A 26,736-nucleotide genomic window follows, 5' to 3' on the forward strand; every position below is an offset into this window, starting at 1 on the left:
TCCAAATCAAGTCCCTTCTCCCCGCTGGGGAGAAGGCTAGGATGAGGGGGCTAGTCTGCTACAGCAAGACTAGTGACACCCTCTCTAGGAGAGGATGTGAAAACTCTAGTTCGCTGATGATGCTGTAATCTCAGTTATATAACCTGAATTATTTAACTGATGCTTAACCGTATCAATTACCCACAAACCATTAGCACCCGCTCTAAAGCCAATTAACTTAAGCTGTCGCTCTGCTTTGATAGCTGTATTTCCTGGCAGCGTTATGGTTAATTGCTTTTCACCTAGAGCGGCATTTTCCAATTCTGCTGTTGCTAAAGCGGTTGCAGCAACTTCTGAAATAGCATCAGTTCTAATCTGCCTAGCCGGTTTTGATTGTTTACCTTTTTTTTCTTTATCAACGGTTACTTTAAACTTTTTACCTCGTTTTTTATCGTAATAGTTAGCTGTAACTGAATTATAAGAAGTCCGTTTAGTAATATTAACCCGCCACTGAGTTACATCCTGAGGTATTAACTCAATGACTCCAGTCTCAGGTATTCTTGGCTTAAGTGACAGAGTATCATCAGTAATCTTCAGAACACCACCCACACTGGTGGCTAGTCTGGTTAAAAAATTAATATCGCTTTCATTCCGTTGGTTTAGGATAGTAAATTTTTTATTTTTGTATTTTTTATCTATTTTTATTTTCAGGCCATTATCCTTAGCTATTTTACTGAAAATAGTCTCTAAGTTTACTTGATTCGCCTTTGATTGTGCACCTCCCTTTTCACTCCAAGTTATGGTTTTTGGTGATTTCAAACTGGAACCCATATTGGCTGCTTTACCTGTTATTTTCAACGTATTCGGTGGACTGGCCAGCTCAATCTCATCAACAGTATAAGCCCCCATCAACTCCAGCTCTGTTTCTTTATAACCCAGATAAATTTCTAGTTTTGCTCCAGTATCAGGCAATGCGATCGCATGCCCTGTATCATCAAGAGTCACTTCCAGAGAATCAGATTCCCAACCAGCATTATCCGTAATCGTAATATCAAGTAGCCGATTATAAATCACTTTGGTAATATTTTCATTATCTGCCAATAATTTATAAATAGGCTTTATTGCCATAGTACCACCTGATCAGCATTATTTTCTTGCAGCTCTACTGCCGGTATTATAATAGGTATATTTTCTGGTAAATATACCCCAAAGTTTGCTAGCCCCGGGTTTTCTTCGTAAATAGATTCCGTGATAAAGCGGGTTTCTTTGAAGAGCTGCCATGCAATCCAATCGGCGGTTTCTCCCCCACTCGTCCGGTAGACGACTTTTCCTTGTTGCCTTGCTTGCTCAGCGTATTTTTCCTGTTGCTCTCGCCAGACTTGTAATTGCTGTTCGTTCTCTTGTTGTCGCTCTGGTAATTCGACGTCGCTTGTCGTTGAGATTTCACTGTTATCGGTTGTCGACACACTACTCCTCCAAATTGTTTCAAATTAATAGTAAAACTTATCTTTCTTGGTAAACCATCAGAAAAAAAGAAATTTTGCTGGTCAGTTATAGATTCAATCAAATAAAGACCTTGTATTTTTCCAGTACCAGCGCTTAATAGAAAAGGCTCCCCTTTACCCGCCAGGTTTCGTAGCTTATCTAGTAAAAAATAACTGTTTTTATTAAGTTGAGTATAAATGATGCCTTTCAGTGCAATTGTTGTTAATCCTGGTCCCAAATATTGAGTAGCGGGTAAATAACTAATTCTATCTTGTGTAGCCCAACGATAACTATCCGTAATCGTTAAGTCATCATAGGCTGCCGTCGATATAGAAAAATGAAAATACTCTGCTTTACTACCTGGACGTGATAAAGTCATCATCACCAGGCTTTGTTCTATATTAGCCGATGTCATAGAGCGCCCCTCGCTGTTTCAATTGTGCTTGTTGCTCTCGTTTATCAAGTTCTACTTTTACCATGGCAGCAATTTCTTGTGGATTTTGGTTAGCTGTTGCATTAATCGTAATTGGTGCGTTGACTGCGACATTATTTTTAGTGGCCTGCGATCTAATAGGCACTACATTCTGCCGTTGAGGATGAATGCTTCCTATACTTTGATTGCTCGATAGCGATACATGCTGAGTATAATTACTCGATTGCGCAACTCGATAGTTATTTAGGTCTACTACATTACCTGCTGCAGAGGTAATAGCGGTAGTCACTTGAGAAGCTACCGTCTTAACTCGCTGTTTAACCTGCTGTTCTTTTTTGGCTTTTTTATTAGATTCTTTTTCCTTTTTATCTTCATCCTCATCGTCATCACCACCAAAAAAGCTTACTATTCCACCAAGTAAACCACCGGCAAAATCAGCAAATGCAGAAACTTTATCACCCAACCAACCAATACCTTCAGCAACTAACGCAATTGGTGTCAATAAAAAGGTAAATACTGTACCCAGTACATTACCCACACTTTCACCTATAGAGCCAAATGCAGCTAATTCTGCAGCAGTGGACTGAACTGGCGTAAATAAATTACTAAAAGCATCAACAATCCAATTAATAGCAGAGCCAATACTTGAAAAAATAGGTTCTAGAGCTGAGAAAATAGGTGCTAAAGCTTGTCTAACAGGCCCAAGTGCACTAATCAAGCCATCAAACATACTTGACATAAAAGCTTTAATAGGTTCCCAGTATTTATAGATAATCGCACCAACAACAGCTACAGCTGCAACAATACCTGCAATTATTGCCACTAGTGGGTTTGCCAAAATAGAAGCATTAAATAACCAGAATTGTGCAGTTGCTAGGCGAATTCCTCCAACCAATGTTGATAGTGTTCTTTTAAATTTTAAAACGCCTAATCGACTAAGCAACCTAAATTGCCTGGTTAATGATTTTACTCCAGCTGAAAAGCCTTGAGTAGCAAAGGTATTCTTGACCAGATTTGCTCTACGACTAATTAATGCTGCCGTATTATTTGCCAGAGATTCTCCATAACTTGCTAAATGTTGTTGTCCCAGCTCTACAATGGCACCTCCAACATTAGCTAAGTTGTCACCCAGTTCAAAAGGGTTACCTATAGCCTGTCGAATATCACCTACAAAGCTATTTACCAAACCAGCATTAACATTAAATTTATTAGCAATAGCATTAGATAAATTTTCTTGTGCATTATCTAATAGTGCTGGCGAAATAACATCTTTCAGCTCATTATATGCCGTTGCTTTGATTGCACTGAAAGCGCCTTCAAAGTTATTGACTAAATTATCTGCCCCTCCAGATGCCTGCCAGATGCTTTCCAGTGATCCGGTTACTAGGCTTTCATCCAAACTTAACGCATTGGCTATTGACTGCCCAACTTTAGGTAAATGCGCATCACCTAAAGACTGCAATAAACTAATAGCAGAGTCCCCAGATAAAGCATTTTGCAGATTTTCACCTACTGCAGAAAAATTTTCTGCCAGCTCAAATGGATTAGCAATGGCTTGTCTAATATCACCAACAAAATTATTCACGACACCTGTATTAATACTTAGTTTATCAGCAATACTCGTTGCTACACTCTCTTGCGCATTATCAAGTAGCGCTGGACCAATATCATTAGTTACAGAGTCAATTAATGCATCTTTTACACTATTTAAAGCAGATGTGGTATTAGTTAATAAATTATTAACACCACCTGAAGCCTGCCAAATGCCTTCTAGCGAGTTTTGTACTAATTTATTTTCCAGATTAAGTGTTTCAGCAATTGTTTGACTTACTTTTGGTAACTTTGTTTCTAATGTTCTATTGATAGATTGAAAACTATTATTTAACCCCTTCGATAAACTATTCGAAGCAGCTTGTGCTTGTTTATTGACTGCTGCAATATTGTTATCAAAGAGCTGATTTAATGCGGATGTGACTGCATCAGTCATTGTTATATTCCTGTGTTGTTCGTTCCTTTGCTTTTTCGTGCCATATCATCAAATCAGATAATTCCAGCTCCCATAATTCTGAAGGCGGCCAATGAAACACCACCGCCAGATCAGCTAATACACCATGGATATCAGCAGGAATTACCGTTGCCCCAAAAAATCAGCAACCACTTCATTTACTTTTTGAAAGTCCGCAGCATCAAGATCTTCTATCGCTGATGGTGCTAGTTCAGCTAAATCAGCAATTAAATCAATAGACTTAGTGATATCACCACCTTTAGAGTCTTCCATCCGTTTTAAATCTTTAGCTCGTGGACGGCGCAGGTAAATAGTATCAACTTCAACACCTTCTGTTGTAATTGGATATGCCAGTTCGATTTTCGTTTTCATTTTAATACCTAAATAGTTATGATAGTTTTTTAATGTTTCTAGTTTTTAGTCTTTTCCCTCAAAGGGAGCACAGAAAGAAGGACTCTAAACTTAGTTCCTTCTCCCCCACGGGGGAGAGAGGGTTAAAGCAGCTTTACACCCCGCCACAAAAAAGAGACTTTTAATGATATACTCGTCGTATGGGGTAGAACAGGAAGAAGATTTATTTAGCTCAAGCCAATCGCTTTTCTAATATCTTTCAACTTGTCTTTGCCATTGATAATACGCTTCATGTTGACAACATCAACTTCAGCCAGTACTTCACTACCGATAGTTAATTTGTAATAGCGTAGTGCAGCTTGAATTTTGGTTGCTGCTTTATCACCTGGCTTCCAACCTCCCATGTCCAGTTCTTTAAAGCCACCCGATAAAACAATTTCTACCGTATGAACTTGACCACCTTGATCCATTGCACCACGAATAATAAGGTTTTCTTTCTTATCGTGATTTAACTCAAACCAGTCAAAGATATTTTTGTTACATTCATGAACAGTAAAGCTACATTCCAGTTTTTCCATCCCCATATCAATACTCAAGGGAAGGTCCATACCACCAGCACTATACTCTTCCGTTTTTATAGTGAGCTTTGGTAACGTAATTTCTGATACTCGCCCTGCATATCCTTTACCAGAAATAAACAGGTTCATATTTTGCAGCACTTTTGGCATGCTAAATTTATCACTTAATGCCATTAAACTAACTCCTCCAGATATTCATTGGTTAAGCGCGATGTAAATGTAATATGTTCTGCTGGGTAAGGCGGGGTGAATTCCACATTAAAATATACCTTACCATTCTGAATACTATCAGGAGAATTAAGCTCAGGATCTGGATAGCATCTACCACCAATAATCGCTCCTTTAGCCTGTAAATCACGCAAATAATTATTCACTCCTTCTGAGACATGCTCAAGATACAAAGTAGTGATATTTTGGTCCACAGCCCACATATGTGCTCGTAATAGGCTTTCATTAATCATGTCTGCAGTACGACGGACAGACAAGAATCGCCATTTCTCTTCTCTACCTGTTGTATGGTTGCCCCATAAACGGAAACCATCTTTACGAATAACAGTAGTGACATGCTTTTCATTCAATAAATTAGCTCGGCAATTAGTGTCACCTAACGTAAAATCAACGGCTCGTGCTAAATTATTAATACCATTAATCTGCTGATTAGATGGAGACCACCAAAAACCCGAATCATTGTCAGTTCGCGCAATGACACCTGCTGCACGAGGGCTCATAGGTTGTTCTTCATAAGCCTTGGTATCCGCATTAAATACTTTAACAAAAGGATCAACCATATATACCCGTTCTGAAGACACCTTTTCAGCATATTGCTTAGCTTCAGCATCGTTGGTATTTGGTCCATCAACAATGGCAATTGCCCTCAACCGCTCTGCAACTACTTTTAATTTATCTGCTACATCAAATTGCTGGCTGAATTTAGGCGCAATCAAAATCCGTGGAGTCACACCTAACACAGACTCTGCACTGACCATCGTCATAATACCCTGATAATGTACACCATCATCAGACATATCTTTTAAAAATTCAGCTTTTTGTGCATCTGCTTCTGCTTGTTCTGGTACCCGTACGACCACTACTGCCGCACCAGCTTGATCAAAAATACCTTTAATTGCATCAGGCAATGTACCAGTTTTCCCTAGACCAGCCGCTTCGGTTAGCTTGCCAGCAATCAATACTGGTTTATGATAAGGAAAGTCTTCTTCCTTCGCTTCAGGTGCTGTACCAATAACACCAATAACAGAACTTCTTACCGTTCTTATGGGACGAGGCCCACTTTTATCTTCTATAATTTCGATACCATGTAAAAAATTTTCAGACATTTTATTTCCTTTGTTTATTGTTGTGTTTGTTATTTTACTTGTTGTTTTTTGATTTAGTCAGGTGAAATATTTCACTTTACTTAAAATAACCAAAAATTTGCATTACTATATGGTGCATTAAATTTTCAGTTGTCCCCATGTTTAGTTTCGCTTTCATAAGGCCTTTTTTTGTTAAAGGAATAATATGACTCCCATGACAGTGACCGTATCTCCAGTCTGTACCGTTTTGCCCTTCATGCGTAATTAATACATCATTGAGAGGAGATACTATATCCCATGGTGCAGGAGTATAATTAGAAGCTGTCCAGAAACGATCACTATGAACATTGTTTCGACCAAAGGAGTGAACACAATGATCATCAGCTCCATACATGCCATTATAATCATTAAAAGTACTAATATTAGCAATAAAAGCTTTAGCACCAGAAGGTATCGAATAATCAGTCATAGTAATAGCTTTATCAGTAATATTTTTCTCTGAAATCTTTAAAATCTCTGGTTTTCCAAGCAAGAATAGTTGCACCGGTATTGGATTATTATGAGCCTCAACTACGTGCCTATTTAATATATCATCCACATACCTTTTTGAAGCCAACATAATTGCTGGATCAACCTTCATATCTACCTGGCTTGCATTGGACACCTGTAGCATGACTCTCAAAAATAAACTACTACCACTTCCTTCAGTAATATTAGGTTTATAGGTTTTGGGATATTTACCAATGGCAATTAGATTATTTTGATCATCGTAAACACCAAATTCAGTGATATAAAAACCACCATCGTCATCTGGTATAGTTGCTTCAATTACTAACCAGTTTTGGTTTTCTGGGTTTACATAAAGGTCATTAATATGACCACTCCAACGTTCTCTTATTAATTGTATATCAGATTCTTTAGGTGATGTTTCTTTACCATTATCATCACCACCATCACCTATTTTTATCGTTTGTAGTTTTAGTTTACTGCCTAAAGCAGCGGTGTTGGTTAACTGGGCTTGGCCAGTTTTGGTTAAAATGCTGTAGTATTTATTTTTTTCCATAATACCTACTAATTTTATTAATTTGGAGACCATTCAGGAATATTAAGTATTGGCTCCATCCATTCAGGAGGAATGGGAAATTCTATATTCGGCCAATCATGTTGTTTTGGCCATCTAGCAAGCTCTAAACAATACTCCTCTAACTGTTTTCTTTGAGATGGCTTAAGAGCTTCATCTTTAATTGTATATGTCGGAGTATATAATTTATCAGCTTGAAACCTTACATTATCTCGCAATTGTCTTGCATAATTTTTCTTTTCTTCATCAGAAAGTTTCTTTTCTTTTTGTACTAATTTTAGTGTGCCAAAATCAACATATAGATATTTTAATTTTATAGAGTCTTGCCATTCTTCATGAGAAATTCTTAAATTAGGCTCTGGTATATCTCTGTGAATCTTGTCATCAAAGAAACCTATTAGTTCCCCTGTATATTTATCATAGTGTACGTATTTCATATTAATACCCTATCGCAATCCAATTTAAGCCCCATGCTCCAGGCTGATTTAAATGATTTAATGACCTAAGAGTTACACTTGACTTAGTTTTTGTCTTAAATACTTCTAATACCGCAGCGCAACCAGTTCCTTCATGTATACCGACTATTTGGCTACAATGATTCGGAAAAGAAATTGGGAATATGACAGTATAATCTCCAGATTGACCTGCAGTACCTTCTCCCCATTGAATGATTAAACCACTAAGCCAAGATGGAAATTTTATATAACCATTATTACCAAGCTCAACAGCAAATCCCCAGCTAATCTTCTTAGGTGTTACAAACTTATTATCTTCATCCCCCTTATTTATCTCAGTTTGGTTAGATTTATACAAACCCAACAACTTTTTGAAATTACTCTTTAGCTTTAATGGTGTAATATATTTTTTATCATTTAATCCAGCATTAATTTCATCATCAGTGGCCTTTTCTTTATTTCGAAGATACTCCGGATGTGGATTTGGTTGTTGCTTATGCAGAGTCAATTCCTGATCCACATATTCTTTAGATGCCAACATTACTGTTGGATCAACCTTCAGTTGCACTGTATCAGTATTCGCCAACTCCAAAATAACTTTAATATAAGAACTACTGGCACTACCTTCCTCAAGCGTAGGTTTATAGGTTTTTGGGTATTTCCCAATGACTATCAAATTATCTTGGTCATCATACAAACCAAACTCAGTAATGTAGAAATTTCCCACCGTATCAGGAATTATTGTTTCAGTGACTAGCCATTTATCGTTCTTTGGGTGCTTTTTCAGGTCATTGATTGGCCCTTCCCATCGACCACGTACAATATCTGTGTCCGTTTCTTTTGGGTTAGTCTCAGCACCATTGTCGTCGCCTCCATCACCTATTTTTATTTTTGAAATATTTAATTTCAGCCCTAATGCGGTGGCATTTACCAGCTGAGTTTTACCTATATCTGTAAATATACTATAAAATTTGTTTTCCAATTATTTGGATTCCTTTTTATTCAAACTACTGGAGCATAACCTTTTGGGTATATAGTAATAGTATTAACCGACTGATAACCACTTGCTATTGAATAGCATAAATTGCTTTCTATATTTTTAATAATAAATGGATAAACTGTTGTGGTATTACCACTCTGTGCTGCTACGCCTACATATGGAGTTGTTGACTCATTAGCAAGATATAATCGCAAGTCATACTGACTTCGAGCATTTTTTGTTTTTTCAATTATTTGCTTTATATTGTTATATTCAGACTCATTGATACCTCTAGACCGACTATATACATTTGCCCTAAATGTACCTGGCACTCGCTCTGCTTCGTCTTCGTAGTTAAACCACTCTTCAATTTGAATATCGACATCTGTTGCAGCTAATGCTTTTTTTAAAGCACCAATTGTACCTTTTTGCCGATGAACTTTAATCGACTCTCTGATTACATTACGTTTGGTCTGTTCATCCCAGCCATTATCCCATTCATCAACAGATAATGCCCAGGCTAACCAAGGCAAATATTCTGTAGGGCATTTTTCTAGGTTCCATAATTTGCTGAAATCTACATTAACTTCTGCAGCTCGTTTAATTAATAACTCAATATTTTTTTCTAAATCAGAGCTATTAACTGGTAGTAGTGATTCATTCATTAGTTAGCTACTTATTTGTTTAAAAGTTATAGGTCTACCCCTACAATATTTATTGTAATATCTGAAGGAACTTCTGGATTTTCTGGGTCACCAGGATTGCAGTATGCAACTCGGTTAGGTTCTACTTTTATACCATTAGCAGGTGTCTTTAAGTGCACTTTCTGGACTCCAGGAACATGTAAAGCAGCTAAAATCCCTGATTCAGTAATATCATGCCCTAAATAATGATGTTCTTTAACATATGCTTTTACTCTCTTTTCAGATTCATGTAAAACTACTTGTCTATCTGGCCCGGAGTAAAAGGTTATATCAGCTTCAATTTTATATTGAATAGGCTCAACTGCTTTAACAACTACTTTATCAGTTAGTGGCCGAATATCTTCATCATTTAATACTTTAGTGACTTTTTGTAAAGTCGCCTCATCTGGTTTACCATCACCTTCATAACTTTGCACAGTCACGTAAACAGTACCTGGCTCATCTTCTTTCCCGGTTACATGAACATCTTTCACTTGATCTGAAGCAGCCAATGCATGAAAACGGTAAGCACCTTTAGGCCCAGCAGTACTAAACCCTTCTGGCCCTAAAATTATTCTCTGACGCAGTATTTCATCACTTTCCAGTATAAGTTTCTTGGGTGGTTCAGTTTTTGGATCAGCTTCTTGGATGACTTTTCTTTCTACGCCAATCAAAGCCGCTAGGTTATCTAAATCGGCTCCTCTGGCATAAGCCACCATTACTGAACGAGCTGCATCATTAATTCGTAGTCTAATTAACAGTTCACGATAAGCAGCTATTTCCAGTATTTTATAGGCGGGATCAGACTCGACAATTGCACTGTAATCTTTGTGCAAGTCATCAACCATTTCCTGCAAAATAACTTCATAATCAAGCTGCTCTACAATATTTGGTGATGGTAGTTGAGATAAATTAATTTCTGTTGTCATATTTCTATTCCTTCAAGTGTAACAACTTGTTGCTCAGGCAAATATATACCTTTGAGTTCAAACAGAGCTTTATTATTAGTCAGACTTTTTAAACTAACCTGTTGCAAACGAAATCTTGGCTCCCATAAAACCAATGCATCAGCAACAGCAGCATAAAAAGCCGCAATAGTTTGTTGATTTAAAGGAGCATCAATTAATTCATGGAGTCTACTACCATAATTCCTTCTCATTACCCGGCTACCCAATGGAGTGGTTAGAATATCTACTATAGACTGTTTTAAATGTTCTAAACCTCCTTTTTCCTTACCAGTTTTTCGATCCATTCCTATCATTATTGTATTTTTCCTGTTGGTTTTGATTCACTGCAGCCAGGTACTTTATGAGTGTGTTCATTATATACTTCTCGATCCGCTGCCATACTTCTTGTCTTATCAGTAATATCGCCTGATGCCTTAAGATTACCCTGAATAGTGACATCTCCTTTAATATTAATTCCTCCATCACTTATTAGTTCAGTATTTCCACCTGCTGCTATCGCAATTGTTAATTTTTTATCTTTTCGGTTATAAGAAAAAGTGGTCTGATCTTTATATTTTTTTATGTGAATATCTGGATTGTTAGCCAACTTATCATACTGCTGTTGATATAAGGCAGGTAATACCACACCTTGCTCAGGCTCTCCATCAGGGGAAAACATCACTACTTGCTCTCCCACTTCTGGCGCCCAGTATTCAGTATCATTATGAGCTCGAGTGGTCAGCCAGGGTAGCCACCCTGAAATAAAATCGCCTGACTCCACTCTAACTAAAGCCTCATCATAGTCCACATCATGTATAGTTCCGATAATGACTGTATTTGCCAGTTTTCTTTCTAGTTGAGATACTCGATAAAGCAAATTTGTTATCATTAATGCTTTACCTCATTATATTTTTCAGCAATACCAAAGTCATCACGATCAGTACTGATATACAGGTTTTCTGGGTTTATTGGTGTAATTGTCGTTGGATTATCATGAGGTAACTGAATTAAGTGTTGCCACTCAATTTTCCAGCCACTAATCAGCTTCTCATTAGTTTCATGTATATTTAAAACAGCAGCAGTGATATTCAACGCAGGTGTTAATATATCCAAACCCCACTTACTTGATTTAATCAAACGAAGTAGTTTATCTATATGATTCAAGGCAATCATATCCTCAGCCCAATCATCTTTGGCCTGATAATAATAATACAACGCATAGGTTGCTTCATACTCCTGCGAATTAAAGAGATCTTGCTGCTTTGGTTTAAACAGTCTCGGCACTATTCGTATTGCTGGGAATATATCTGTTAGGATAATTGGTTTTCTTTCATATACTAAACCCGATTGGCTACCAACATTATCGACTTCACTGATATTTTGTTCGATATACTCAATAATTTTATTAGTTATAGTAGAGAGCTTCATATTATTTTACCGTATATTTGTCATGAATACCTTTTTCAATTGCTATTTTGCCTTTTAACTGCAACAAACCATCTCTCCTGAGATACCTACTACAAAAAAATAGGCTAGTTAGCTAATTTTGAATCTTAGCAAGGTAATATATAATCCAAATGATTTATTTTTTTATTCTTGATTCCATCATTCGATCTAATTTACCATTTATGATTTTAAGATCAGACCTTATTTCACTTTTCACTTCATCAATTCTATTTTCTTGGCGCTGTTGCAACTCTGTTAAATGTTTTATCGTTTGCGCATTTTGATCAATACGCTTATCAATTGATCCACCCCAAGCAAATAATGATACGACTACTGCAATTGTACTAATTATATGAGTTATACTTACAGTTCTATCTAAATGCCAGTGCTTTACCTGAGTTGATTCTAGTGTATTAGTTTGTCCCACCGAGTTCATTGTATGTTCCTATTTTTCATGCATGATTTTATTAAAAGCCTCACGAAGTATTATTCATTCAACTGCATTTTATTAAGACTCTTTACTTACATTGATATAGCTTAGCAGGCGTTTTTGGCTTTGATCAGGTGAAAAATTTCACTCTTTATTATTTTTTTTAAAAGATCCCCTCCAAAAAATTAACTTTTAGAGGGAAAATACGAATAGTTTTTCAAGCACTAAGAGTACTAGCGGGACAGTATCTCAAATATAAACAATACTACGAGAAGATAGGGGGAAAAGGCATTGCTACTTTATTTTTGCACGAACCACTAGCCTATATAAAATTCATATGTAATTTTGTTCAATACTTGATCTAATGCACTGTATAATCTTTATGCTCATTGACGATATTAAACACTTGCCTTCTTGTTAAACCAAACAAAGGGGCAATTGCATTAGCTGTTTTTCCATCGATATATAACCTGCAAATTAGCTTATTTCTTACTTTACGAAATGCTGATTTACTTGGTATTTCCAGATATTCACCGGGAAATTTTTCACTTAGTTTTTTAGCATTATCATAACCAATAGCTAGGGCTATCGGGTGATCTTCCCTTGATGTTTCTGGAATATAAACTCTTGCACCACCCATGCGTTGTGCCAACATAATAGCTGCAGATACGCCTATAACTTGGGCAAGTTCTTCAAGAGTACCATTTAAGTCTTGTGGTGTTAATGTGTATCCCATGTTTTTCTCTTGTTGTTGCTGTTATAGAAAAATTAAGATTTTTAATGTACAGGTATCCAGGCTACTGACCATTTATCTAAATTAGTTCTGCACCCAAAACAAGGATGTCTTTACAGCTCTCTCAAACTATCACCTGACACAAAGCCACTTAATAATTATGGAATCCCATTTTAAAAAGTGAAATGGTAAGGTGGATTTGAACAACCTTTTAGGCAATTGATTAGCAACTCAATGTCTGTTTAAACCTATACAATATGAAAGTTACAGACAGGTATACCCTTTGCGAATGTTTGTTTCATTGCATTAGCTACTACATAGACGCTAGCCCAGATATTTCACTAGTCTTTTTATTACACGTTACTTCCTTTTGAGTTAGCAATTGTTAATTTCTCCTTGTTTTAACAACTTTTAGATATACTTAATCTTTCAATATAGTGCCTCATAGGTTATAAATAAGTTATAGAAAACTTCTTACAAAGTATGCTCAAGCAAATATCTCTGTATTAATGTTAATATCAATATTGCCAATGAGCATCATCAGCACTTATTATACAACTATAAGTTGTACGATGCTACCTAAATTTGAATTTCGCTACCACAAAAAGTTATAACCTATGATTGGCAAACGATTAAAACAAGCACGGGAGCACTTGGGTCTAACCCAAGAAGAGCTAGCTGAGTTAGTGAGCATTTCACAAACGGCTATCTATAAAATTGAAGATGGAATTACCCAACAGCCGAGGTCTACTAAAAAACTAGCAAAGGCGTTAAGCGTATCACCAGAGTGGTTACAATATGGTATTAACCCACCCTTTTGGCTAGAAAGTGCTATTGATCAGAGCGCACCATACCGGGAAAAAGGCCTTTGTCCGCTTATTAGCTGGGTTCAAGCAGGCAGCTGGCAGCCTATTTTCGAAGTTGATGCTAATGACGCAGATTTGATTCCATGTCCAGTAAAGTGTAGTGACCAAACCTTCGTACTACGAGTGCAAGGCATTAGCATGGAGCCTGTATTTCATGAAGGGGACCTATTATTTGTTGACCCCGAGGCACATTGCCATAGCGGCTCTTTCATAGTCGCTAGATTGGATGAGTCAAATGAGGCCACTTTTAAGCAACTGATTATTGAAGATGGCCATCACTTCTTAAAACCACTTAATCCAGACTGGCCAGACAAAATTATTCCAATGAAAGGCACCTGTTCAATTGTAGGAAAGGTTATCTTTACTGGCCGGGCACTTTAGATACAGCACTAGTGGTCTATGAACAAAATCAGAAATAACTTCACTCATTGACCACTAATCAAATTAAAACTTTAAGTTTTAAAATATTTACTAATTAACCATGCTTTCAATTAGGCTGCTTAAGTTGATGACTAACTTGCCAGCCATTCTCAGTTTGTTTCGCAAACACAGTGAGCTGGTACTCTTCATTGACAGGCTCACTTGAGTGGTGATAAATCACACTGCATTTGTTTTTTGTCTGATCCCAAAAACCATTTGCAAATACCCACTTTATTCCTGTTTGTTGATTAATATTGACTAGCTCTTGTTGAATTTCCTTTGCTGCCGGACAGTGCTCAGACAACTCTTTAGCTGCTTGAAACTGAATCAGGTTTGGTCCTAGTTGTAACAAGTCATTTCTCCTACATGGTCAAGACAGTATAATATCTATCCATTATTATGATACTTTGGGCTGTAAGATGAAAACACTACTTGGCACACTCGCCGTTCTTTCAGGCATTGCGGGCATTGGTATTTTTGCCTATCAATTATTCCAAGACCCAGCTGCGCTACGATTTGCTGGCAACATTAGCTTAGGCTACCCACTTATTTTATTGACTGTATTTGCCAGATTGATCGTACGTATTATGACCAATAAAGAAAAAGCTGTACAAGATGACTGACTACTCCTCTTAAGTTGTTCACTTCAGGCTTAGCTTAGCCTTTTATAGCAACTGATATCAGGTGAAATTTTTCACCTGACTGTTTAGCTTTAATTCCCGTAACCTCCTACAGCAAATTAACTTATTGGAGACAAAGTTACTGTATGGAGAATAAACACCTACTACCTCCTAACACTGATCCGCTAGAACGGAAGTTAGAAACGATTATCACCAGAGCAACTGAAGTACCTTCAGAATTAGGCAACCTATGGAACCCCGCAACCTGCCCCAGCGAGCTATTACCTTGGTTTGCCTGGTCTTTATCAGTTGATTCCTGGGATCATAATTGGACAGAGCGAACCAAACGGGAAAAAATTCAACAAGCTATTTCAGTGCATCGTTATAAAGGTACGGTAGGAGCAGTAAAGCGTGCAGTTAAACCATTAGGGGTTTCGCTGGATTTTATCGAGTGGTTTCAAGACTGTGATGATATAAGTATTGCCCCCCTTTTTGAAAATAATAATCAACCCAAACCTCATACTTTTATTTTAATCGCCTGGGCTAACGAAAACCCTTATACCAGCCACGACTATTTTTTAAACCCTGAACTATACCGGGCAATTAAACAGGCAATCGATAAAGTCAAACCGGAACGAAGCCAATATCAGCTATATACTGGTGCCAGACTACAAAATACTTTTCTTGTCGGCAGTGTAAGTAGTGGCTGGCAACAAGTTGGCCGCAGCAGTTGTCAATTACAAGTCGAACATTCAAGTTATAAAAATAACTTAAGTGCAATATTTCACCTGACGAAGCGTCCCATGAGTGTGGCAAGATACTATACTCTTCGCGAATGATTTTTAGATCAAAAAAATGATTCATAATAGGCATATTTAGAGAGTTAGCGATTTCATAAATCAAGTTCATTTTTTCCTTGAGGGAATATCTACTCAGAACCAAGCCCCTTCTCCCCTGTGGGGATGAAGGTTAGGAAGCGGGGCATAAGCAGTATTTTTAACAATCATAGGCCATAAATAGAAAGGAGAAAAATGTGTGAGCACAATACTCACTCCGGTAATTACTGACCGGGGGTTACAAGCTGTATTTAATGCAGATAATAATGGCTTAGCAGCCAAAATTACCAAAGTCAGTTTAGGCACAGCAGGTTATACACCCAAGTCTAATCAAACCAGATTAAAACAAGCAGAAAATACCATAGGCATAGCCAGTGGCAGAAAAGTCGATAGTCACCAGTTGCACCTTAATATTCTTGAAGACAGCAACAAAAGTTATTGGGTAAAAGAAGTTGGGTTTTACTTAGATGATGGTACTTTATTTGCCGTCTATTCACATCCAACTAAAGCGCTGGCCTATAAATCACCAGAGGTTGATTTACTGCTGGCCTTTGATTTGGCATTAACAGCGTTGCCTGCCAATAAGGTGATCATAAAAGACCAAGGGGTAGACTTGAATATTCTAATCGCTCCCGAGCTCGCTAAACTAGCAACGGCTGAAATAACTAATATGTATCGATATATCAAACAAAAATTTATTTTATTGGAAAAAGGAATAATTTAGTCTTATGGCATTAGAACAGGATATTAGTCGTCTGGTTGAGGCGTCGAATAAATTAACAAGCATCGTGGATGGTAAAATTAGTCAGATTGACCAACTCTTACAAGATGCCGAATCAAAGTTTGATACTTGGCGAGAGCAAAGAGATATTCTGGGAGATATAAATAAACACGGGGTTTTCAAATCTAATATTTTCCAGGGACATATATACTCAACTCATGACGCTAACTATATATCTTCAGCAGGAGATCTTCCTATTGAAGATCTAGGTACAACAGATAATGTTTATGTGCACTTTAAAACGCCCTTGAATATTAACAAGCACAGTGAAATGTTTTGGTTTAATATTCGTGGTTACAGCTATGGATCCGCTTCAATTATAAATGAAACTATTGCTGGCTACTGTTATAAAACAAATCTAGATTTAATTTCTATGGATAATCATGGCAATATGTCACCTGAAGCTTATAAAGATAGTAAAGGTAATGTAGTGTTACGAATTTTTCTTCCAAACTGTTATTACACAACTATTAGCATTGATACTATGCGTGTAGGTAATGGCCGATTATTTGAAAATGGTGACCTTATAGCAAAGCTATCCCTGGCTAAAAATATAAATTTTAATTAAATAGGGAGCAGTAAAAATGAGTCAAAATAATATTCCTTTACCAAGCCCAGAAGAAATAAAAAAAATACAATGGGCTATGATTCGTGCGAAACGTAACAAACTACTTTCTAAAACTGACTGGACTCAACTTGCGGATACACCACCCAATATTAAAGCGTTTAAAGTCTACCGCCAAAAACTCAGGGAAATTCCACAAACTTACTCTAACCCTGATGAAGTTGTATGGCCGGAAATGCCAAAATTATAAAAAATATTTCATGAAGTTTTTTTAGGATACCGATAAAAATGCAACAGGATATCAACAGTAAATGGAAGATATCCTATTGTTGAAAAACCACCTAACTAAAAGTCAGTTTTATTCTTGCGTATCATTTACCAAATCATATGTAATATCTGAGTTAAAGCCCATTGGCCAATAAATTGCCGCAAAAGGCGGCCAGAACGCTGATACAACCCTAAACTTGGTACGCAATCTACCCTGCTTAATCACTTGTCCATTTTGCTCTAACCGATAAGGAATACCACCACCTGGTGGTATGCCTGCGGCTGTCCAAAAAAATGGTCTGGTAGTAACATCACCATTATCTTGCACTTCTACAGGCTCTGCTCGGTTATAAATATACAGTTCACTATTCTCGGGTATATTGAAATTTCCTGTTGTTGTACAACCACCTATTAATAGAGATAGCGTTGCCATTGTCAGAACATTTGCTTTTTTCATCTTACTGCTCAACCTCTTGTTGATGGTCTACATCTTTGATTCTGAGGGCTATTTACAGCTACTCTCTTTCAAAATAACACGACCATCAATGTATTATCGGACAGCAGATTCTGAATGAATCACAACCACTGGTCAAACAGTAACAACAGACATATTAATATGTGCTCACTATCTAAACATAGCCATCAGTTTATAAACAAACCAAACATCAAATAGCAGATGTAGACCTATCCTATTTTATATTCAAAATCCACCGGATCAGGTTCAGACTGACACAGCTTTTCCATATGTTGTTTGGCCAATGGGTCCATCACTTTGTGCCATAGAGGTGGAAACAAAGCCAAAATAATCATACCACCATAGCTGGTGGGTAGCTGGGGGCTTTGATCATAGTGACGCAGTATTTGATAGCGACGGCTTGGGAATGCATGGTGATCAGAATGTCGCTGCAAATTATAAATGCCGGCATTAGCCAGTTTTTCACTGGCATTCCAGGAGTGCAGTGGGCTTACTCGCTCATACCGACCATTATCAAGCTGCCTCCTCTCTAAACCATAATGCTCAACATAATTGACAATTTCTAAAGCCAGCACAGCAAAAAAACTACTGACCAAAAAGAAAACCAAGCCATGAATACCTGTTAACAGTAAGCAAGCAACAGCAACTACAACACTTAACAATGTCCAACCCAGCACTTCATTGCGCCAATGCAAAGGGGATAAATCTTTACGCTGTAATCGACTTGCCTCCAAACGAAAACCATTTACAACATTACGTATCATCGCTTGAGGTACAAAATGGTAAATAGACTGCCCAAGTCGGGCAGAAGACGCATCTTTTGGGGTAGACACATTAACATGATGACCACGCACATGCTCCACTTTGAAAGTACCATAGCAAACCAATGCCAGCATAAAACCACCTAAACCTCGCTCAAAGCGGTTGGTTTTATGGATCAACTCATGGGCAACCGTAATACTGGCAGCCCCAATTAGCAGCCCCGTATTCATTGCAAAAAACCAGGTATCGAACCAACTCTGTCGCTGCTCAACCAAGTAACAACCAGCGACTAAATAGCCCAGCTGAATTAACCCATACCCCCACAAAATAACAGCGTAACGCCACTGTTTTCTCAGTACCGCTTCTTCATCAGACGAAGGATTACGTAAGGTTTTACCTATAAAAAAGTCAAGCAAGGGAAACCCAAGATAAACAGCCAGAAAAATTCCATATCCCCAACCACCAATAGCAAAAGATAACCCAGGTACAATAGCCACAACATAAGGTAAACAGAAGTTGACCGGTTTTTGCATATAACACTCCATTGTTATAATTATTTTTTATTATAAGTTAAGGGTACATTTAAATTATAACTATCTTATGACTTATCTAAGTAAACCTTAGTATTTATAGCAACCTTAACTCTTCAAACTTGCTATCCTTAACCTTGAGCCTACTCATAGCATTGTTGTTTATGCAAAAGAGAGCTGTCTGTGGCGAAAATAACTCTATTTTTACTATTTATTAATTTGGTTTATCAGTCAGCTTTAGCTGAACAGCTACCTTTATTGTTTGCCAACTTCCCTCCTGTTAACTATGTCGATCAGCAGGGTAACATGCACGGCATCAGTTACGAAATTATCACTGGCGTTGTCAGTGATATGGGCTACCAGCCTAATGTACGAACTTTGCCATGGAAGCGTGCTTACCATACAGCCGCTCAAGGTAAAGCTGCTATATTATTTACTTTTACTCAAAATGAACAAAGGAAGCGGGAGTTTTACTTCACCGACATGATTCTTCCTATTGCGGATGTTTTTTTCAAAAAAAAATCAAAACAGATACAGTGGGAAACATTAGCAGATTTGGCTAACTACCGTATTGGTTATACTGATGGATACAATTATCACAGTAGTTTCTTACGTGCCATAGCAAATAAAGCGTTTATTGCAAGAAAGTCTCCTGCATTAGAACACCCCGAATTACAGCATCTCAAAAATTTATATAATGATCGAATAGACCTTATTATATGTGAAGTTAATGTTTGCCTATTTCACTTAAGAAATAACCCCGAGTGGCAAGCAGTAATTGACTATATACCTAAACCTATTGGCCCTATCCGCTCATTCCATGCAGGCATTAGCAAAGCTTGGCCAAATTCAGAAAAATTATTAAAACAATTTAATGCGGCCTATAGAAACTTCAAAAAACAAGGGAAGCGAAAAGCCATCTTAACAAAATATAAAGCTGCCGAATTAACTAATTTAATAAAAAATGAAAAAGAATAGGTTATTGTTATACATATTGTTTTTCAGCTTAGTTTTTGGCAATCAAATCAATTATGCTAAAACCTTACTACCTACTGTTTTTGACAACTACCCCCCTTATCATTTTTTAGATAATAAACGACAGAAAAAAGGTAGCACTTATGAGCTAATCAATACCGCTTTAATACAAATGGGCTATAATCCACATGTAAGACAAACAGCGTGGAAAAGAGCCTATAAAATGGTTATAAATGGTGAAGTAGCCATAGTATATACTTTGGTTAATAAGCCAGAACGAGCAAAACACCTGCTTTACTCTAGAATCATAGCAAAATTTAGATCTGTCTTTTTTAAAAGAAGAGCTGACAAAATACAGTGGCAGCAATTGGATGCTTTAAAACACTATATCATTGGTTATACTGATGGCTATGGCTATCCTAAAGTCTTCCTGCAAGCATTAGCTAATAAGTTAATTCAAGGACGAAGCATACAAGCTAATGACACTCCAGAATTTCAACACTTAAAAAATTTAATTAATAACAGAGTAAATTTAATTACTTGCAATCAAGATACCTGCAACTACTTAAAACAACGCTATAGCCCTTTGTTTAACAACATAGGCTACATTGATAAAACAATTGGAACTGTAGGCTATTTTTATGTGGCAGTAAGCAAAAAGTGGCCTCAAGCACAGAGTTTACTGAAAAAGCTAAATAAGACCATAACTGACTTACACCAAAGTGGTAAGATGGAAGCAATCTACACAAAATATGGCGTAGCAGTACCCACCAGAGAAGAGTTGGAACTTAATGTTGTTCGCTAACAAGTTATTCATCAACAACATTAAAACTCAAGATATTATAGAGGCGGTATGGTTTGCAACCATTTCAAACATATGTTTGAATAGTATCTATGCCATTTCAGCCAATTACGCAAATCAGGTGTCATAATGCAACACCCAGTTATTAACCAGCAATTATGCGCTCAACTTAAACCACTTCACCTGGCTAATCCTCAGCCACTTACAGAAGTAGAGCAACAGTATAGTGCTTTTTATGGGATAGATTTTGACACTGAAAACCCTGAAATCAATCATAACATGGGCTATTTTGACTCCATTCACTACCGAGTAGCCTGCCATTACTACTGGAAAGATTCAAACCAAGGCACAGCATTTGTTGTGCATGGTTATTATGATCATGTTGGACTATATGGCAATTTAATTAAGTTTTTATTAGATCAACATTTGAATGTCGTTTGCTTTGATTTACCAGGACATGGCTTATCTTCAGGTAATAGAGCCTGCATTGCTGACTTTACAGACTACGTCACTGCCTTAAAACAGTGTATCAACATTGCAACTAACTCCACTCCAAACCCCTGGTTTCTTTTAGGGCAAAGTACCGGTGGCGCGGTTATAGCTGATTATCTTTTAACCGAAAAATTCACGCCCAATAACTGCCCTTTCAGCAAAGTTGTTTTATTTGCTCCCCTTATCCGTCCAAAAAACTGGGGGATGATTGAGCTGGCTCATCGATTTTTAGGCTCATTACTTAGCAATGTAAAACGCAGTTTTGCTCCAAATTCTCATGATGAAGCATTTTTACACTTTGTAAAACATCAAGATCCTCTCCAGCCTAGCCATTCATCTGTAAAATGGTTAGGTGCTCTTCGAGAGTGGATAAAACGAATAGAACACATGCCGTCTTCTTCTTTATCTCCCATAATAATACAGGGCAAAGATGATCAAACTGTTGACTGGCAATATAATATTCCTGTTTTACAAAAGCTTTTCAGCAACCCAACTGTATTTTATCTCCCATCGGCCAAGCATCATTTGGTAAATGAAAGTAGTTCAATTAGAACAGAATACTTTGATTATCTAAAAGACATTTTATTTACAACCAGTCACACTGAACGCTTCGGATAAATCCTACACACAAGGTATAACTGCTAAAATATAGTTATACCCATTGCCTACGAGATCTGGGCTACTTATAGTCAATATCAGTCAGGGATAGACGACTCACATGCTCAATTCAGTTCAACAATCCTCATTTCTAAACCAGCAAGAGCTATTAATTTTTCAGTTAACAAACAAGCAATTATTTGGTATTAATGTTCTTAAAATTAAAGAAGTCATTCCAACTCAAAGGTTAGTTAAATTACCTTTTTCCCACCCTGCTGTAATAGGCATTGCTAAGCTACGAGGTATTCCTTTTACTGTAATCAACCTAACTCAAGCACTAGGTATATCACATATTCAAACAGCTGATAGAAAAGAATCAATCATCATTACCGAATTAAATCGCTCTATACAAGGTTTTCTGGTAAACCATGTTAGCCGAATAATTAACTGTAGCTGGCATGATATTCTCCCTCCTCCTGCTGCCATGGGTAACAATATTTACATTACTGGAATTACCAAGCTAAATGAGGAAATGGTAGAAATAATTGATGTCGAGAAAGTAATAAATGAGGTAATTCCCACACCAGATTATAATACCCAACTGATTAATGAACTTCCTTACGAATACAAACAAATTTTAAAAAATAAACTTGTAGTAGCAGTTGATGACTCATCCATGGCCCGCAAACAAGTTGCCAATACACTTAAATCAATAGGTGTGCAGTATTTGCTAACTTGCAACGGGAAACAGGCCATTGAAAAAATTCATGATTTGGCTGCCCATAACAAACGGGTTGATATGATTATTTCAGACATCGAAATGCCCACCATGGACGGCTACACTCTAACTCAAGAAATTAGACGAAATGCTAACGAAGAATTATCCTCAATCTATATTTTATTACATACGTCTTTAGCTACTACAGTCAGTGCAGTTAATGCTACACGGTGTGGTGCCAATGCAGCTTTAACTAAATTTGTAACTAATGACCTAGCAAATATGGTCATTGAGGCGCTTACTAAAAAATAAGCGCTACCTATTCCATCTTTATAATCTATTCAACCACTATAGAAGACACCTGATCATTGGCCCCTCTGCTAACCAGACAGCTGGTGTCTGAGTTTAATCGCCAAGCCCGCCCTCTAAAGTTATCATGCTCATATAGAGTGACTGAAACACCATAAGGTACTCTGATAGATGATAAATCATCGTTTCTAATACCTAACCCTTTTAGCTGACGTAAGTTATAGTGACCAGGCGCTAAACGAACTCCATAACCATCAAAATTACAATGCTGATAAACTGTTGCAGGCGGCTTGGATGTAATTGGCCATGAATTGCTTACTTTTCGCACAAATATAGATGACAACTTATCATTAAATCCATTATTAACTAAACATTTATCACTATTTTGTAAGGTAATAGACCGGCCTTTAAAGTTATCATGTTCATATAGTGTCACCTCATAGCCTCTTGGTACACTAAATGAAGAAATATCATCATTTTTTATTCCAAGCCGCCGTAACTGTTGCAAGTTATAGTATCCTGGGCGCAAAGATGAACGGTACCCCTTAAACTTACAATGTTGATAAGCAGTCACTAAATTAGGGTCATAAGGTCTATACGGTTGCTGTGGTTGAGGGGCGTGACGAACCTTACTAATAATTAATGAAGAAACTTTATCATTAAAACCATTATTCACAAGACAACGATCATTGCCTGTCAGGGTAATAGCTCGACCTTGAAAATTATCATGCTCATATAAAGTCACCTGATATCCATATGGTACATAAAGGGACGACACATCATCATTTAATACACCATAACGATTAAGCTTTGCTAAATTATATTTTCCTCGTTTCAAGTCTGCATAATTACCCTGAAAATCACAATGCCTAAATAATGTAACGCGCTTTCTTTTAGGTTTTGGTGGACTAGCTTGGTAGCTAGACTGAGTAGTATATTGTGCATTTTGCTGCTCATAGTATTCCCACGCAACAGCTTGCGGCTCAACTACACAACCAATCAGACTTGTAATAACAGGTATACTCAGAAAAAATTTAGTTTTTTGCATCAGCTGCTACTCCCGATAAGATGACTACTTGCCTTAAGCTTTCAACTTACACCAAATGCGCCGTGTATCAGAGCATTGGCAGATACTCTCTGTAAACCTGCAATAAGAATAATTGGCTATGATTAATTGAACCTTAATTTGAATTTCAGCTTGCAAAAAAATGAGCCGAAGCTTTTTGATGCCCCAAAGTGAAAGGTATAGCGACTTAGTTATATATTTCTATCAAATATATTAATGATATTTATTGTCTACTATTCTCAACTCAGTGCCATAATAGGTAAATAAGAACAAAAACCACTTCCACAACAGTTACAGTGCTTGTTTTTCAAAAATCTTAAAGGGTGTTATTACTTATGTTGAAAAAAATACTTTTACCTCTGGCCATTTGTTATTCATCAAGTATCTTGGCAGGGGCAGACTTCCCTATCATCAATAACCAAGGCAAAACAATTGGCAATGTTGCTATAAAGCAAGGTACAGAAGGGGTATTGATCAATATTAAGGCGAAAGGTTTACCACCAGGCTACCATGGTATGCACTTTCATCGTAAAGGGGATTGTAGTGACCTGGCTACTTTTAAATCAGCAGAAGGCCATATTGACCCGCATAAGAAACCTCATGGTTATTTGAACCCCAAAGGCCCTCATGAAGGTAACTTACCCAACCTGATTGTTAGCCAAGATGGTAGCGTTGAAGTAGAGTTGTATAGCCATATGGTTCAGCTTAAGGAAGGCCCAGCAAAACTACTGGATGAAGATGGATCAGCATTGATTATTCATGCTAATAAAGATGATCATACCAGCCAACCTATTGGCGGCTCTGGTGGTAGGCTTGCCTGTGCCATTATCAAGTAATTAATTATTGCTGTCACTTATAAACACATATTAGTTAGCTACGAGACTATTGTCTAAATGATAACTGTCTAAATAACACAATAGTTAGTAGCTAACTATAATTACATCTTGGCAAGAGTATATTAACTATACAACCAAGGCACTCCATCATATTTAGTAACTTTCATTGTTAATTGCTTTCCAGCAGATTGTCGTTGCTCCTTATCTACTTTATAAACCCGCCACTCACAGTGTGACTGACCAAACTCAATAGTAGCAAAGCCATGATCATTAGCGTTAAAACGCTTAATATGAGGATTATTTAGTCTAACTGCAGCCTCACTTAATAGTTTTACTACTTCCGGCCGCTTAACTTTATATTTTAGTAGTCGGCTAGCGCCTTCTATTAATCCTGCGGAAGTCACAGCAGGCGTCATAAACTCAACACCTGCAAGGTTATTCCAGTTCCAATTCAATGATTTAGAGTAGTTAACTTTCAAATAAGACGCTATGCTGGCATGCAAGTCCCCAGTTAATACCACCAAGTTATCAATATCATAATGCTGAGACAACTCCGCTAATTGTTGTCTTTCAGCTTGATAGCCATCCCAACCATCAACTGAAAAAGGCGCCAGCTCCTGACCAAGTAAAGTAGCAGCCAAACGTCCCATAAAGGTTTGATTGCCTAATACTTGCCATCGACAGCGACTACTTGCCAGGCCACTATATAGCCAGTCTTTTTGTTGGCTGCCAAACATGGTATTTGCTTGACTAGTACCATTCGTGCAGCCTATTGGTAGATATCTTTCAAACACATCGCCTTGACCGCAAGGCTGTGCAGTCCGATAAGTGCGGGTATCCAACATAAACAGGTTAACTAAATTGCCAAACTGGAATTGACGATAAATCTGACTATAACGATGAGGGTGTGTCGTATTTGGGTTTAGCTTAATTCGCGTCGGTGTATATTCACACCAAGCTTGTTGTGCTGACAACTTCAACTGCCGTAAATGATCAAGTCGGTTAGTAACAAACTCTGAGCTATTAGTATAAGGATGGTCTGGCGCGCCTAAAGCATCTTGCTGGTAATCCCAATAGCAGTCATTAGCTATTTCATGATCATCGGTTGTAATAATCCAGCTATGATTTTCCAATGCTTGTCTCAACCAGGGATCTTGTCGATAAGTACGATAAATAGTCCGATAATCATCTAAATTCATCGCCACTGAATAATCATGATTTAATTTAATTTTTCTATCTGTATATTTATCTGTTTGAAAACGTTTGTCGCCAATGCTTTCATAAATAAAATCACCTAAATGTAAGACAAAATCTATTTCATGAATATTTGACAACTCATAATAAGCATTATAATAACCATTGGTATAATCTTGACAGGTTAATACCGCAAAGTTAATTTTATCTACCGTTTGATAAGATGCAGGAAGCGTTTTACACCTACCTATACGACTGCTCACTCCTTTATAAATAAACCGGTAGTAATAGCCTGTAGCTGGCTGCAATTGACCAGATAAATCAACTTTTATTGTAAAGTCAGTGAACTGCACTAATTGAGTATCCACTTGTCCTTGAACCAGTAACAACTCTGCTTTGGGATCCGCATAAATTTCAAAAAACAATGGCTCATAAGGCTTAAACTCTGTTGGACTCAGCCTAGTCCAAAGAATAATACCTGTATCACTTGGATCACCAGAGGCCACAGATAATGGAAATACTGTATTAGCAAGATCAGAGTCTACCGTAGTATTATCAGGTAAGGTGCTAACTGCATAGTTTTCAATTGACTCATTAGGTGTATCCGCTTTTAAATTATTTATTGTCAACAAATAAGGAGCGGTAACTACTCCCCCAAGCAAACTTACAAAGCTTCTCCGGCTAACATTGACAGACATAATTTTTCCTTTTTATTATTTTTGTAATT

33 protein-coding genes and 1 pseudogene are annotated in these 26,736 nt (G+C 37.3%); 11 read left to right on the plus strand and 23 right to left on the minus strand.

The features are described from left to right. Window positions 1-105 precede the first annotated feature (105 nt). The 18 genes and pseudogenes from OQE68_RS10295 to OQE68_RS10375 form a co-directional block, all read right to left on the minus strand. Window positions 106-1,107, minus strand: coding sequence for a phage late control D family protein (locus tag OQE68_RS10295; RefSeq protein WP_180566476.1), 1,002 nt, complete (start codon window positions 1,105-1,107; stop codon window positions 106-108). After that, window positions 1,098-1,445 (minus strand): tail protein X, encoded by a 348-nt coding sequence (locus OQE68_RS30810; RefSeq protein WP_219339882.1) that lies wholly within the window; start codon window positions 1,443-1,445, stop codon window positions 1,098-1,100. Before OQE68_RS30810 ends, OQE68_RS10295 begins: the two co-directional genes overlap by 10 nt. Window positions 1,446-1,465: 20 nt before the next feature. Continuing rightward, window positions 1,466-1,879, minus strand: a pseudogene (locus OQE68_RS30815) (phage tail protein); the annotation flags it as partial. After that, window positions 1,866-3,884, minus strand: a complete 2,019-nt coding sequence (locus OQE68_RS10305; RefSeq protein ID WP_180566478.1) for a phage tail tape measure protein — start codon at window positions 3,882-3,884, stop codon at window positions 1,866-1,868. The gene OQE68_RS10305 and the pseudogene OQE68_RS30815, both read right to left, overlap by 14 nt. After that, window positions 3,877-4,026 carry a GpE family phage tail protein gene (locus OQE68_RS10310; protein WP_353618514.1) on the minus strand — a complete coding sequence of 50 codons (150 nt, stop codon included), beginning with the start codon at window positions 4,024-4,026 and terminating at the stop codon, window positions 3,877-3,879. Before OQE68_RS10310 ends, OQE68_RS10305 begins: the two co-directional genes overlap by 8 nt. Next, complete coding sequence (locus OQE68_RS10315) at window positions 4,026-4,274, minus strand: phage tail assembly protein (RefSeq protein ID WP_180566479.1); 249 nt, start codon at window positions 4,272-4,274, stop codon at window positions 4,026-4,028. The genes OQE68_RS10310 and OQE68_RS10315 overlap by 1 nt, the downstream gene beginning before the upstream one ends. Window positions 4,275-4,480: 206 nt before the next feature. Then, the gene (locus tag OQE68_RS10320; RefSeq protein ID WP_219339883.1) at window positions 4,481-5,005 is read right to left on the minus strand and encodes a phage major tail tube protein; all 525 of its coding nucleotides are present in this window, start codon (window positions 5,003-5,005) and stop codon (window positions 4,481-4,483) included. Then, entirely contained in the window at window positions 5,005-6,165 is a 1,161-nt protein-coding gene (locus OQE68_RS10325) for a phage tail sheath subtilisin-like domain-containing protein (protein WP_180566480.1), read from the minus strand. The genes OQE68_RS10320 and OQE68_RS10325 overlap by 1 nt, the downstream gene beginning before the upstream one ends. A gap of 76 nt (window positions 6,166-6,241) precedes the next feature. Next, entirely contained in the window at window positions 6,242-7,207 is a 966-nt protein-coding gene (locus OQE68_RS10330; RefSeq protein WP_180566481.1) for a phage tail protein, read from the minus strand. A gap of 17 nt (window positions 7,208-7,224) precedes the next feature. Continuing rightward, window positions 7,225-7,662, minus strand: coding sequence for a hypothetical protein (locus tag OQE68_RS10335; protein WP_180566482.1), 438 nt, complete (start codon window positions 7,660-7,662; stop codon window positions 7,225-7,227). Window position 7,663: 1 nt separating this feature from the next. Next, a complete protein-coding gene (locus tag OQE68_RS10340; RefSeq protein WP_180566483.1) occupies window positions 7,664-8,662 on the minus strand; it encodes a phage tail protein in 999 nt (332 codons plus the stop codon). Between the two features lie 20 nt (window positions 8,663-8,682). Then, on the minus strand, window positions 8,683-9,324 hold the full coding sequence (locus OQE68_RS10345; protein ID WP_180566484.1) for a phage tail protein I: 642 nt from the start codon (window positions 9,322-9,324) through the stop codon (window positions 8,683-8,685). Between the two features lie 26 nt (window positions 9,325-9,350). Next, a complete protein-coding gene (locus tag OQE68_RS10350; protein ID WP_180566485.1) occupies window positions 9,351-10,271 on the minus strand; it encodes a baseplate assembly protein in 921 nt (306 codons plus the stop codon). Further along, the gene (locus OQE68_RS10355; protein ID WP_180566486.1) at window positions 10,268-10,603 is read right to left on the minus strand and encodes a GPW/gp25 family protein; all 336 of its coding nucleotides are present in this window, start codon (window positions 10,601-10,603) and stop codon (window positions 10,268-10,270) included. Before OQE68_RS10355 ends, OQE68_RS10350 begins: the two co-directional genes overlap by 4 nt. Further along, complete coding sequence (locus OQE68_RS10360) at window positions 10,603-11,178, minus strand: phage baseplate assembly protein V (protein WP_180566487.1); 576 nt, start codon at window positions 11,176-11,178, stop codon at window positions 10,603-10,605. The genes OQE68_RS10355 and OQE68_RS10360 overlap by 1 nt, the downstream gene beginning before the upstream one ends. Next, complete coding sequence (locus tag OQE68_RS10365; RefSeq protein ID WP_180566488.1) at window positions 11,178-11,717, minus strand: hypothetical protein; 540 nt, start codon at window positions 11,715-11,717, stop codon at window positions 11,178-11,180. The genes OQE68_RS10360 and OQE68_RS10365 overlap by 1 nt, the downstream gene beginning before the upstream one ends. Window positions 11,718-11,871: 154 nt before the next feature. After that, window positions 11,872-12,171: a lipocalin/fatty acid-binding family protein gene (locus tag OQE68_RS10370; RefSeq protein WP_180566489.1), complete on the minus strand. Its 300-nt coding sequence runs from the start codon at window positions 12,169-12,171 to the stop codon at window positions 11,872-11,874. Window positions 12,172-12,526: 355 nt separating this feature from the next. Beyond that, complete coding sequence (locus OQE68_RS10375) at window positions 12,527-12,901, minus strand: hypothetical protein (protein ID WP_180566490.1); 375 nt, start codon at window positions 12,899-12,901, stop codon at window positions 12,527-12,529. A gap of 614 nt (window positions 12,902-13,515) precedes the next feature. Between OQE68_RS10375 and OQE68_RS10380 the strand changes: the two genes are divergently transcribed. Further along, the gene (locus OQE68_RS10380) at window positions 13,516-14,145 is read left to right on the plus strand and encodes a LexA family protein (RefSeq protein WP_180566491.1); all 630 of its coding nucleotides are present in this window, start codon (window positions 13,516-13,518) and stop codon (window positions 14,143-14,145) included. 106 nt (window positions 14,146-14,251) lie between these two features. Here the strand turns inward: OQE68_RS10380 and OQE68_RS10385 are convergent, their stop codons facing one another. After that, window positions 14,252-14,536 (minus strand): hypothetical protein, encoded by a 285-nt coding sequence (locus tag OQE68_RS10385; protein ID WP_180566492.1) that lies wholly within the window; start codon window positions 14,534-14,536, stop codon window positions 14,252-14,254. Window positions 14,537-14,603: 67 nt separating this feature from the next. Between OQE68_RS10385 and OQE68_RS10390 the strand changes: the two genes are divergently transcribed. From OQE68_RS10390 to OQE68_RS10410, 5 genes are all read left to right on the plus strand, one after another. Beyond that, window positions 14,604-14,807: a hypothetical protein gene (locus tag OQE68_RS10390; RefSeq protein ID WP_180566493.1), complete on the plus strand. Its 204-nt coding sequence runs from the start codon at window positions 14,604-14,606 to the stop codon at window positions 14,805-14,807. A gap of 143 nt (window positions 14,808-14,950) precedes the next feature. Further along, window positions 14,951-15,643, plus strand: a complete 693-nt coding sequence (locus OQE68_RS10395) for a phage tail protein I (protein WP_180566494.1) — start codon at window positions 14,951-14,953, stop codon at window positions 15,641-15,643. Between the two features lie 196 nt (window positions 15,644-15,839). Then, window positions 15,840-16,364: a phage tail-collar fiber domain-containing protein gene (locus OQE68_RS10400; protein ID WP_180566495.1), complete on the plus strand. Its 525-nt coding sequence runs from the start codon at window positions 15,840-15,842 to the stop codon at window positions 16,362-16,364. A gap of 4 nt (window positions 16,365-16,368) precedes the next feature. Beyond that, a complete protein-coding gene (locus OQE68_RS10405; protein ID WP_180566496.1) occupies window positions 16,369-16,989 on the plus strand; it encodes a hypothetical protein in 621 nt (206 codons plus the stop codon). Window positions 16,990-17,005: 16 nt separating this feature from the next. Continuing rightward, entirely contained in the window at window positions 17,006-17,236 is a 231-nt protein-coding gene (locus OQE68_RS10410) for a tail fiber assembly protein (RefSeq protein ID WP_180566497.1), read from the plus strand. 108 nt (window positions 17,237-17,344) lie between these two features. On the opposite strand, the gene OQE68_RS10415 is transcribed toward OQE68_RS10410, so the two are convergent. Next, window positions 17,345-17,710 (minus strand): hypothetical protein, encoded by a 366-nt coding sequence (locus tag OQE68_RS10415; RefSeq protein ID WP_180566498.1) that lies wholly within the window; start codon window positions 17,708-17,710, stop codon window positions 17,345-17,347. A 227-nt stretch (window positions 17,711-17,937) separates the two neighbouring features. Further along, the gene (locus OQE68_RS10420) at window positions 17,938-19,023 is read right to left on the minus strand and encodes an alkane 1-monooxygenase (protein ID WP_180566499.1); all 1,086 of its coding nucleotides are present in this window, start codon (window positions 19,021-19,023) and stop codon (window positions 17,938-17,940) included. 180 nt (window positions 19,024-19,203) lie between these two features. Between OQE68_RS10420 and OQE68_RS10425 the strand changes: the two genes are divergently transcribed. From OQE68_RS10425 to OQE68_RS10440, 4 genes are all read left to right on the plus strand, one after another. Beyond that, the gene (locus OQE68_RS10425) at window positions 19,204-19,998 is read left to right on the plus strand and encodes a substrate-binding periplasmic protein (protein ID WP_180566500.1); all 795 of its coding nucleotides are present in this window, start codon (window positions 19,204-19,206) and stop codon (window positions 19,996-19,998) included. A gap of 4 nt (window positions 19,999-20,002) precedes the next feature. Further along, a complete protein-coding gene (locus OQE68_RS10430) occupies window positions 20,003-20,800 on the plus strand; it encodes a substrate-binding periplasmic protein (RefSeq protein WP_180566501.1) in 798 nt (265 codons plus the stop codon). A gap of 126 nt (window positions 20,801-20,926) precedes the next feature. Next, window positions 20,927-21,907: an alpha/beta hydrolase gene (locus OQE68_RS10435; protein WP_180566502.1), complete on the plus strand. Its 981-nt coding sequence runs from the start codon at window positions 20,927-20,929 to the stop codon at window positions 21,905-21,907. Between the two features lie 100 nt (window positions 21,908-22,007). Further along, window positions 22,008-22,916, plus strand: a complete 909-nt coding sequence (locus OQE68_RS10440; RefSeq protein ID WP_180566503.1) for a chemotaxis protein — start codon at window positions 22,008-22,010, stop codon at window positions 22,914-22,916. Window positions 22,917-22,941: 25 nt separating this feature from the next. On the opposite strand, the gene OQE68_RS10445 is transcribed toward OQE68_RS10440, so the two are convergent. Beyond that, window positions 22,942-23,961: a beta/gamma crystallin-related protein gene (locus OQE68_RS10445; protein ID WP_180566504.1), complete on the minus strand. Its 1,020-nt coding sequence runs from the start codon at window positions 23,959-23,961 to the stop codon at window positions 22,942-22,944. Window positions 23,962-24,314: 353 nt separating this feature from the next. On the opposite strand from OQE68_RS10445, the gene OQE68_RS10450 reads away from it, so the two are divergent. Then, entirely contained in the window at window positions 24,315-24,815 is a 501-nt protein-coding gene (locus OQE68_RS10450) for a superoxide dismutase family protein (protein ID WP_180566505.1), read from the plus strand. 122 nt (window positions 24,816-24,937) lie between these two features. Here OQE68_RS10450 and OQE68_RS10455 read toward each other — a convergent pair whose 3' ends face one another. After that, on the minus strand, window positions 24,938-26,707 hold the full coding sequence (locus tag OQE68_RS10455) for an alkaline phosphatase D family protein (protein WP_180566506.1): 1,770 nt from the start codon (window positions 26,705-26,707) through the stop codon (window positions 24,938-24,940). Window positions 26,708-26,736 lie beyond the last annotated feature (29 nt).

It is taken from the genome of Spartinivicinus marinus (assembly GCF_026309355.1).
GTDB classification, from domain to species: domain Bacteria; phylum Pseudomonadota; class Gammaproteobacteria; order Pseudomonadales; family Zooshikellaceae; genus Spartinivicinus; species Spartinivicinus marinus.

Coding starts and splice junctions, on each gene's coding strand:
- OQE68_RS10375 (WP_180566490.1), bottom strand. CDS start 12,901: ATGGGATACACATTAACACCACAAGACTTAAATGGTACTCTTGAAGAA.
- OQE68_RS10420 (WP_180566499.1), bottom strand. CDS start 19,023: ATGCAAAAACCGGTCAACTTCTGTTTACCTTATGTTGTGGCTATTGTA.
- OQE68_RS10380 (WP_180566491.1), top strand. CDS start 13,516: ATGATTGGCAAACGATTAAAACAAGCACGGGAGCACTTGGGTCTAACC.
- OQE68_RS10360 (WP_180566487.1), bottom strand. CDS start 11,178: ATGATAACAAATTTGCTTTATCGAGTATCTCAACTAGAAAGAAAACTG.
- OQE68_RS10455 (WP_180566506.1), bottom strand. CDS start 26,707: ATGTCTGTCAATGTTAGCCGGAGAAGCTTTGTAAGTTTGCTTGGGGGA.
- OQE68_RS10330 (WP_180566481.1), bottom strand. CDS start 7,207: ATGGAAAAAAATAAATACTACAGCATTTTAACCAAAACTGGCCAAGCC.
- OQE68_RS10390 (WP_180566493.1), top strand. CDS start 14,604: ATGAAAACACTACTTGGCACACTCGCCGTTCTTTCAGGCATTGCGGGC.
- OQE68_RS10345 (WP_180566484.1), bottom strand. CDS start 9,324: ATGAATGAATCACTACTACCAGTTAATAGCTCTGATTTAGAAAAAAAT.
- OQE68_RS10335 (WP_180566482.1), bottom strand. CDS start 7,662: ATGAAATACGTACACTATGATAAATATACAGGGGAACTAATAGGTTTC.
- OQE68_RS10295 (WP_180566476.1), bottom strand. CDS start 1,107: ATGGCAATAAAGCCTATTTATAAATTATTGGCAGATAATGAAAATATT.
- OQE68_RS10315 (WP_180566479.1), bottom strand. CDS start 4,274: ATGAAAACGAAAATCGAACTGGCATATCCAATTACAACAGAAGGTGTT.
- OQE68_RS10450 (WP_180566505.1), top strand. CDS start 24,315: ATGTTGAAAAAAATACTTTTACCTCTGGCCATTTGTTATTCATCAAGT.
- OQE68_RS10405 (WP_180566496.1), top strand. CDS start 16,369: ATGGCATTAGAACAGGATATTAGTCGTCTGGTTGAGGCGTCGAATAAA.
- OQE68_RS10320 (WP_219339883.1), bottom strand. CDS start 5,005: ATGGCATTAAGTGATAAATTTAGCATGCCAAAAGTGCTGCAAAATATG.
- OQE68_RS10305 (WP_180566478.1), bottom strand. CDS start 3,884: ATGACTGATGCAGTCACATCCGCATTAAATCAGCTCTTTGATAACAAT.
- OQE68_RS10350 (WP_180566485.1), bottom strand. CDS start 10,271: ATGACAACAGAAATTAATTTATCTCAACTACCATCACCAAATATTGTA.
- OQE68_RS10325 (WP_180566480.1), bottom strand. CDS start 6,165: ATGTCTGAAAATTTTTTACATGGTATCGAAATTATAGAAGATAAAAGT.
- OQE68_RS10410 (WP_180566497.1), top strand. CDS start 17,006: ATGAGTCAAAATAATATTCCTTTACCAAGCCCAGAAGAAATAAAAAAA.
- OQE68_RS10370 (WP_180566489.1), bottom strand. CDS start 12,171: ATGAACTCGGTGGGACAAACTAATACACTAGAATCAACTCAGGTAAAG.
- OQE68_RS10415 (WP_180566498.1), bottom strand. CDS start 17,710: ATGAAAAAAGCAAATGTTCTGACAATGGCAACGCTATCTCTATTAATA.
- OQE68_RS10355 (WP_180566486.1), bottom strand. CDS start 10,603: ATGATAGGAATGGATCGAAAAACTGGTAAGGAAAAAGGAGGTTTAGAA.
- OQE68_RS10395 (WP_180566494.1), top strand. CDS start 14,951: ATGGAGAATAAACACCTACTACCTCCTAACACTGATCCGCTAGAACGG.
- OQE68_RS10365 (WP_180566488.1), bottom strand. CDS start 11,717: ATGAAGCTCTCTACTATAACTAATAAAATTATTGAGTATATCGAACAA.
- OQE68_RS10440 (WP_180566503.1), top strand. CDS start 22,008: ATGCTCAATTCAGTTCAACAATCCTCATTTCTAAACCAGCAAGAGCTA.
- OQE68_RS10445 (WP_180566504.1), bottom strand. CDS start 23,961: ATGCAAAAAACTAAATTTTTTCTGAGTATACCTGTTATTACAAGTCTG.
- OQE68_RS10435 (WP_180566502.1), top strand. CDS start 20,927: ATGCAACACCCAGTTATTAACCAGCAATTATGCGCTCAACTTAAACCA.